This window comes from Mucilaginibacter oryzae (genome assembly GCF_003148845.1).
GTDB classification, from domain to species: domain Bacteria; phylum Bacteroidota; class Bacteroidia; order Sphingobacteriales; family Sphingobacteriaceae; genus Mucilaginibacter; species Mucilaginibacter oryzae.
Genome location: NZ_QGHA01000028.1, coordinates 1 through 8,390 on the forward strand (window position 1 = coordinate 1; position 8,390 = coordinate 8,390).

An 8,390-nucleotide genomic window follows, 5' to 3' on the forward strand; every position below is an offset into this window, starting at 1 on the left:
TGTTAATATATAGGAGATCCGTTCAACCGGGTATGACGGATCCAGCGGAACATAGGCCCCCCCCGATTTTAAAACCCCTAATATCCCGATCACTAACTCCAAACTTCGGTCCAGAAGCAAGCCTACAAGGCTCCCCCGCTCCAACGATACACCATTGATCAATGCATAATGCTTCCGGATATGCCGCGCCAGCTGGTTACTACGTTCTTCAAGCTCCCGGTAGCTCAGCGATAGTCCCTTATACACCACAGCCGTATTCTCAGGAAGAAGCTTAGCCCGATTCTCAAACACCAGATGAATCGTACGATCTGAATCGTAATCCTGATCCGTACGGTTCCAGTCCCGGACCTGCTGTACATAAGATGATTCTGGTAACAGTGACAACTCAGAAGACAGTAGCGATCCACCCATGATCAAGGTATCTATCGCGATCTTAAACTCATCTACAAATTTCGCTACGGCATCAGCATCAAAAAGACATTTACGGTATTCCAGTTTGAACCGAAGAGCAGGAGAACGATCGTCATAAAGCAGCCCAAACTCGTAGACGCTATTGATACTCCATGCCAAATCAATTGGAGTTACTTGCATATCGTTCAAGTCAAACGCAAGGGCGTTTAGATAACTTTGCGAAAACCCGACATTAAATAAATCATTGATATCACGTTCGTTTTCCCTCCGCTGATCCTTTAAAATGCTTCTCAAAGCATACCCTTGATGTAATTTCGCTTTTCGCCGTTGTAGAGTAAGTTCAAGGATCAGTTGCCCCAAATCACTAAAAGAATCGAGGTCGATCTTCATTGGGATGTTATTTACAAAACATCCCGCCGTATCACTAAATCCAACCGGCCGCGTGTTAACCGGGTAGGTCAAAAAAAATTTCTTCTGACCACTAAATTTTGATATGCAAAGACCATATAGCCCTGACAGTAAAACGAAAAGTGACACCCCCTTATCTGCTGCGTGTGTTTTTAGTTCCTCCGTCTTGCTGCTATCGATTTCAAAATAAATAAACTCTCCGGTCTTATCAGCCAGAAAACTGTCCAGATCTGATTCTATAATTCCACTGCGATAAGGTAATTCGGTCCGCAAAGGCGTGTCTTCCAACAGGTCTTTCCAAAATAATTTTGCCTGATCTTTATAAAATTCGTCGTAGATCAGATTCCCCCGTTCGACGGCGAGAGAAAAAGTATTGACCGAGACATCGCGTCTCTGCATTTCAACTATTCCGGCATTATACAGGGAGGCGATTTCGGTAAAAAACAAGGATACCCAAGTGGCGTCGCAAATAATATGATGCGCCACAAAGAAAAAATAATATTCCTGTAGAGAAGTGCTTTCGTTTTTTAAAACATAGATCCGGAGCAATGGTCCTTCTGTAAGGTCAAAAGGCTTATACAGGAAATTTTTCAATTGTTCTTCGACGGACCGACTAACATCAAAAACACCCTCGCAATATATATCCTCAATCTCGAAAGCGCCATAGTAACAGTGTGTACCATCCCCGCTGAATTGCGCATGCACTATTTCATGATTCCTGATAAAAAAAGTACACGCTTCTTTAATTCTGCGCAGGTCCAACGTACCATTGACTTTTTGGATATATGCTATGTTGTAAGTGATTTCTGATGGCCTTAACGCCCACTCCAGAAAAAAAACTTTTTGATACTCGGATATCGGAAGCGTTGTATGGTTATAGGTTTCTCTGTTTATCATATAAGCGTATTACATTTATCTATTTCTTCAATTGCACAAGCGGACTTTGCAGAATATCTGAGATTACAAACTACTTAAAACGACCTGATTAATAATTACTTTTGCAGGACTTAGGATATCAGCTATTCTGTTTTCAAGAGACAATTTCGTTCCGGATACTTTCCCATAAACCTATCTTCAGATCGGGTTCATTAGTCGCCAACTTTAAGATATTCACAAAAGATTGGCAGACATCTGAAATAGCCGACGGTGCAATCAGGTCCGTTTTATAAGTACAGCAAATGGATATCCCGTTTGTCAATACGCGGATATTGAAAGAGATATCAAAATAGATGTTGACCAGCTCGAAATGTTGCGATTCGAAATCATCAATCAGGCCGGAAGCCGTATTTTTATCATTGATGATGTTTAGCTGAGTTGCCAGGTCATTCCATGCGACATTGATATGGGGCTCATAGGTGTGATAATAGATGTGTTCGAGTGCTTCGAGCATATCGTTTTTACAGATAGAAACTAATTCCCTAAAACTCAGCTCTTCGCGGACTTTAACCCGGGAGAGGAGGATACCGGTCAACCAGCCTATTATTTTTGAAAAATCGTCGTTAACACGGGTTGACATCGGACTTTCTATAATAAATTCGTGCTGATCACTTATCCTGCCTAGAAAAACAGCGTACGCAGCCAAAATGAAATTAAAAAAACTCACGCCCATTTCTGTAGCGGACGAATGTATTTGGTCCAAAAGGTCAGCACGTATAATAAATATATAAGCCATTCCTTCAGCTTTATGCGTAGCTTCATTACGACCAATCGGATCAATACCTTGTAATACAATTTTATCGGACCCTCGGTTGCGGTCCTTGAAAACAGGTTTAGCCGGTAGATCCTTAAATACATTATCGAAATAGTTCTGGTGATACAAGAGCTTTTCACCTCTGAAATGTTGATTATGGTGGGCGACGTAATCTTTAAACTGGAACTTTAAAGGAGTCAGAGGATTGCTCCCCCCCTTACGCAATGCTTCGTAAATAACAAAAGGCTCATTCTCAATAATTTTCATAGCATGATGGTCATAGATCATATGATCGATGACTAGCATGAACAGGCTTTTATTATCTTCATATTGTATCAGTCGGCATTTAAAAGATGCCTCTTTTTGAAAATCAAATAAATAGTTATAATATTCATCCATTTTTGTTTTAATCAGTTCAGCTCGCTCGGGAATCCCGCGAATATCTTCGACGGTAAAATTTGTCATCTGCATATCCACAGGTATAATCTTTTGCCATACTTCATTTTCCATATCAAGAAATAATGTACGTAAACTTTCATGCCTGCTAACAAAAGCATCAATTGCCTTATACAGCGCGCCTAAATCAACGTCAACCAGCTCTTTTTGTACAAGTAAATTGCTTGGCCTGTAGGTCCCGGCTTTATAATCCATATACCTGTATGTTTGACTTTTCAACGTTTCATATAGTATCTCCTTTTCAAAAACTATTGTGCGAGCATAAGTGCTATCTGTCTCGGCGATATGGGTGGTAAGATTTGCGGAATTCACCTTTTCTTGTACCACTCCGGCCAATAAGGAGATATCCGTATTTTGAAAAATATCCTTAATTGACAATTCGATAAAAAACCTTTTCTTGATAAGGTTGATAACCTGGATAGCAAGAAGTGAGTTTCCCCCTATACGTAGAAAATCATCCCGTAATGAAATTTCCTTTAAGCCCAAAACTTTTCCTACGATCTGGATGATTTCATTTTCCAATGGTGTAGAATGGGCTTCGAGTACTTTGACCGCGTCACCCAATTCATTGCTGAGGCGGATAGCGGGCATTGTCCTTTCTGTGTCCGAAATTAATTTTTCAATATCGTAGCGGGATAATATGATATGTCCCTTGATGCCTTCAGCTATCAATGTTTTGACGATGTTGGGAAAATCGGCCTGCCGAATAGTATTCTCCGCCATATCCCGGCCATCGGCTTTCGATGTCGCCATCGCGACAACGATATCGCTATCTGCAACCTGATTGATTCCGACAGACAGCATGGATTCTATACCGCTATGTTCCCTGACACTAATTTCATCCAGGTAAACATTCGCAGCTGTGTAATCCATATTCCCCAAAGACGGAAAGATGCTGGCTAGTGAAGAGCAGCTTATCAGATAATTCACGGGCACCTGTTCAGCCATATGGATCAAAGTATTGATACCACCTGCCTTTGTACAGATCACACTCCGAATTTCGCTTGCGGTTTTCCCTTTGGTTACAGTTTTCGCATAAACAACAGCAGCATGCAATACGATATCCAACTTATGAATACCGGCCTGTTTCAACAAGCATTGTATCTGATCGGAGGCGCCTGTGTCTGTGATATCAATCTGCCAATAGTGTATGCGGTGCGCAGTTTCTCGTAACCTACTCAACTTCGTCTTCTTAGATTCCGGCAGATCTATCTCTGCTGTTCTTCCTATGATAATTACATTATGATAAACTGATTCTTTTACCAGATCTTCTGCAAATACATTTCCCAGTCCGCCCAATCCACCTGTTATCAATACATTCGTTGTATCATTGGATACTCTGAGACGTTCTATTGAGTTTTGCGAGGAAATTTTCCGAGCCCTGTACATCGGCAACCATGCATAACGCCCTCTCAGCACCAGTAAGTCATTAGCCTGGTTCTGAAATATTGCTCCAAGGAAGTAGTCCTGAAAACGTTCATCACATGACGCCACGTCAACATGAAATGCCTTGGTTTCAGAAGCAAAATATTCATGACTTATCGATTTGGTAACCCCATATACAAGAGAAGGCACGCTAGGTAACAGCTCTTGGCCTGTTATATCGTAACCATCGACTGAAACTGATACAAATTGATTTATGCGACGCCCGCGCTGTGCCGCCCAGTCAAAAATGTTTTGTACCGCAATTGCATCAAGTGCGGGGTCATACAAATCCGTTACGGAAGACAGATAAATTATCTTGTCGATTGAATTGTAATTGCAGACAGTTTCAAGGAATTGACTGAAGGCTACCCCGTCGCCGAAATCTAGTTTGTGTTCATTCCACTGAGAGGAACCGCTGCTGTGAATCGCATATTTCAAGTTATCAAAACGACGAATGAACAGATTTAATAACGAATTGCAATAGTCGTCTTGATTGATCTGACCATGAATAAGCACTAAAACATCAGCGTTCTCCTTGTTAACTTCTAATTCAAAGTTTGGCATCGGTCCTGACCGCATCCAGGTTCGTTCATAAAAAATCTGATCGATAGGATTGATTTGATGGCGTTCTTTCATCACACCTTTATCGAGCCAGCATTTTTGTAAATTAAATTGATACAATGGTAAATCTAACACCATACTTGCTGATTCAAAAAGCTTGCTGTCATTCAATTTCCCAAATGTACCTGAAGCCCAAAGCCTTGCTTTGAAATCCTCCTTAAAAGACAGCTCTTGCACCGGTTTGTAGTTAGCTGATTCAAACTCTTTTCTTCCTATAAGCAGCTGTACCGTTTGAATTTGCCTGGATACGTAGTTTCTTTTACATTTATTAACGAAATAACTTAGTCCTTTCCCGGGCCCAAGTTCTACATAAGTGACCCGGCCTTTATAATGCTCGTTCAGAGACATAATCCCCCGTCCGAAATGGACTGTTTTTCTGAGCTGACTACTCCAATACGAGGCTTTCATCACCTCCTCTCCTGCAATTTTACCTGTCAAGTTAGATATGAATATACCTGTTGGTTTTTCAAAAACTACATTCTGAAAGGCTTCTTCGAATAAGTTTACGGCTCCATCCATCAATCTCGAATGTCCGGCAACAGAACCCGTTACTTTAACGACATTGATATGCTTCTCTTCTAATGCGACTTTAAGGTTTTCTATATCCTCAGCCTTCCCTGAGGCAACCACATCCTCTGATGAATTGATTACGGCTATTTCGCAATTGTGCCGCTCAATTAATTCAGAAACCACTTCAATCCCTTCGGTAATAGCCAGCATACTGCCGGGTTCCATGAGCTGCATCAATTTGCCGCGCGTCACAACTATACGAATTGCGTCTTCCAATTTGAAAACACCCGAAAGGGTTGCGGCAACATACTCACCAAAACTGTGACCAATAAATGCATCGGGACGAATGCCAATGTGTTCAAGAAATCTTGCTAACGAATATTCTATTGTAAACAAGGATATTGCTGACCATTGAATTTCATTGATATCATAATCGAAATCTTCTCCATCGGCATATAGAACAGCGCGAAGATCGGCGCTAAGGTACTGATTGGCGAATTCGATACATCGGTCAACCTGGTTTCGGAAAAAAGGTTCATTTTCGTAAAGCTTCCTCGCCATCCCCTTAAATTGAGCACCTTGTCCTGGAAACATAAAAATGATTTTATTGTCTCTCCAATCACCACATTGCATATAAAACGTATCGTTCCCGAGTTTACTGATCAATTCCTCAGTTGTTGATGCACTGTACGACGCGCGGAAGTCAAAGAGTTCTTTCTTTTCCTGGAGAGTAAAGGCAATATCGCGAATGGTTCTAAGACCATCCAGCTTCTGGATCCTTTCAATATATTCTTTTAACTTTTCCTTGTAGAGTTCAAGGGATTGCCGGCTTTTTGCTGATATCGGAAAAATGTAGCGGGCATCATCTTCGGCTTTCCTGGATATTATCTTTTCGGTTTCCCGACGCTCGATAGAGGGATAATCACCCAAAATGACATGCGCATTAGTGCCACCTATGCCAAATGAACTGACAGCAGCAATACGTTGCCGGTCACCTACAGAATGCCAGGGGTAGTTCTCCTTCAGTATATGAAAATGAGTCTCGTTAAGCCTTAACTCAGGATTAGCCTGCTCGAAATTAACCTGTGCGGGAATAATATTATTCATCATCATATAGCATAGCTTAATCAGTCCGGCTGTTCCTGCGACAGTGTCCGTGTGACCGATATTCGCTTTAACCGAGCCGATTGCTGTATGGTACTCTTGATCACTTTTATTGGAAGAAAGCCGGTATTCGAAAGCTTCCCGCAGCGCTTTGATCTCAATAGGATCCCCAAGACGTGTCGCCGTCCCATGACATTCCACATAATCGATCTCAAAAGGCTCGACACCTGCCATTTGTTGCGCATTGATGATGCATTCGCTCTGCCCAATAACCGATGGCGCGGTATAGGCGGTTTTACGGCTACCATCATTATTTGTCGCATAACCCTTTATCACTCCGAATATCCTGTCACCGTCCTTGATCGCATCCTCTAGGCGCTTAAGCAATACAACCGCCACGCCAGATCCGCTGACAGTACCTGATGAAGTATGATCAAAAGTTCTGCAATGTCCATCACTAGAAAGGATCATTCCCTCCTGATATTTATAGCCTATGTTATATGGCATGGACAAGGAGGCACCTCCCGCTAGTGCCATATTGCAAGTGCCTAGCAATAAGTTTTTGCAGGCTTCAATAATAGTAACCAAACCCGTAGAACAGGCTGTATTGATAGCATTTGCAGGCCCTGAAAGATCTAAGAAATAGGCAGTTTTAGTGGCAATTGCGTCTTTGATATTTGCGGTCGCTGCCTCCCAGCGATTGACGTGTTCGCTACCTGATCCTTTTAAAATATGTTCTTGCAGATAATCATTCTCTCCACAACCGGCGAACACTCCTATTTGAAGATCGCGTCTGCGTGTGATATATCCGGCGGATTCGAGTGTAAACCAGCAATGTTCAATAAACTTCCTGATCTGCGGATTCAGAATACCGGCCTCACCAGGGGAAATCCCCCAGAATGAAGGGTCAAATGATTCGATTTCGTCTACAAGTGATGCAACCGGAATAAAATCAGGATCATTTAATATTGCTTCATCTATCCCTATTGCCCTGCAGTCCGCTAAACTATATCTTTTAATTCCCTCTTTCTTATTAACGATAAGCTGCCATAGCTCCTCTGCACTCGAAGCACTCCCAAATGTACCGGAAAGTCCTACCACCGCAATTTCATGACTATTTGTGCGCAGAGCCGACTCTTGCAGATGGTATTTTGTCTGATTTTCCTTATCGCTCCGCTTGATCAATTTATCAATAGTGTCGAATTTGAATAAGTCAGCTACGCCAATATCCGCGAAACCATCAATCCTGCCGAGCCTGTTTTTCAACTGAATAGTTAAAATGGAGTTGCCTCCCATTTCAAAGAAACTTTGGTGTATGCTTATTTTACTGGTGCTAATCCCCAATACTTCGGCATACACATTGCAAAGGATTTTTTCAGTTTCGGTAACAGGAGCCACATAGGCCGATGTTGAACTGAAATGCGGATTGGGCAGGGACCGCTTATCCAGTTTTCCATTGATCGTCAACGGAAAATGATCCATAGGCATCAGTATATCCGGAACCATATAATCCGGAAGCTCCTTTTCCAGTTCTTCTATGATCTCTTCTTTATTTAACAAGTTTAAAAAAGGGATATTATAGCCATGCCCGGAATCCTCAACGATTGATGAGCCGGCAGCCAAATCAGCTTCCCCCTCTTTTTTGATCACCACATCGTACCGGTAGCGGCTCAATTCGTTCCGGTAACTTCCTTCCCTCAGCTTTACACTTACACGTACAGCCGTATTGCGAGTCTGTAAACGTTCAAAATAACCGGGGCTGATC

2 protein-coding genes are annotated in these 8,390 nt (G+C 42.1%); both read right to left on the bottom strand.

The window, feature by feature from the left end:
- Window positions 1–1,716: condensation domain-containing protein (locus LX99_RS25140; RefSeq protein ID WP_146203229.1), on the bottom strand; the 1,716-nt coding region annotated here is incomplete at its 3' end.
- 133 nt (window positions 1,717–1,849) lie between these two features.
- On the bottom strand, window positions 1,850–8,275 hold the full coding sequence (locus tag LX99_RS25145) for a type I polyketide synthase (protein WP_211319098.1): 6,426 nt from the start codon (window positions 8,273–8,275) through the stop codon (window positions 1,850–1,852).
- Window positions 8,276–8,390: the final 115 nt, after the last annotated feature.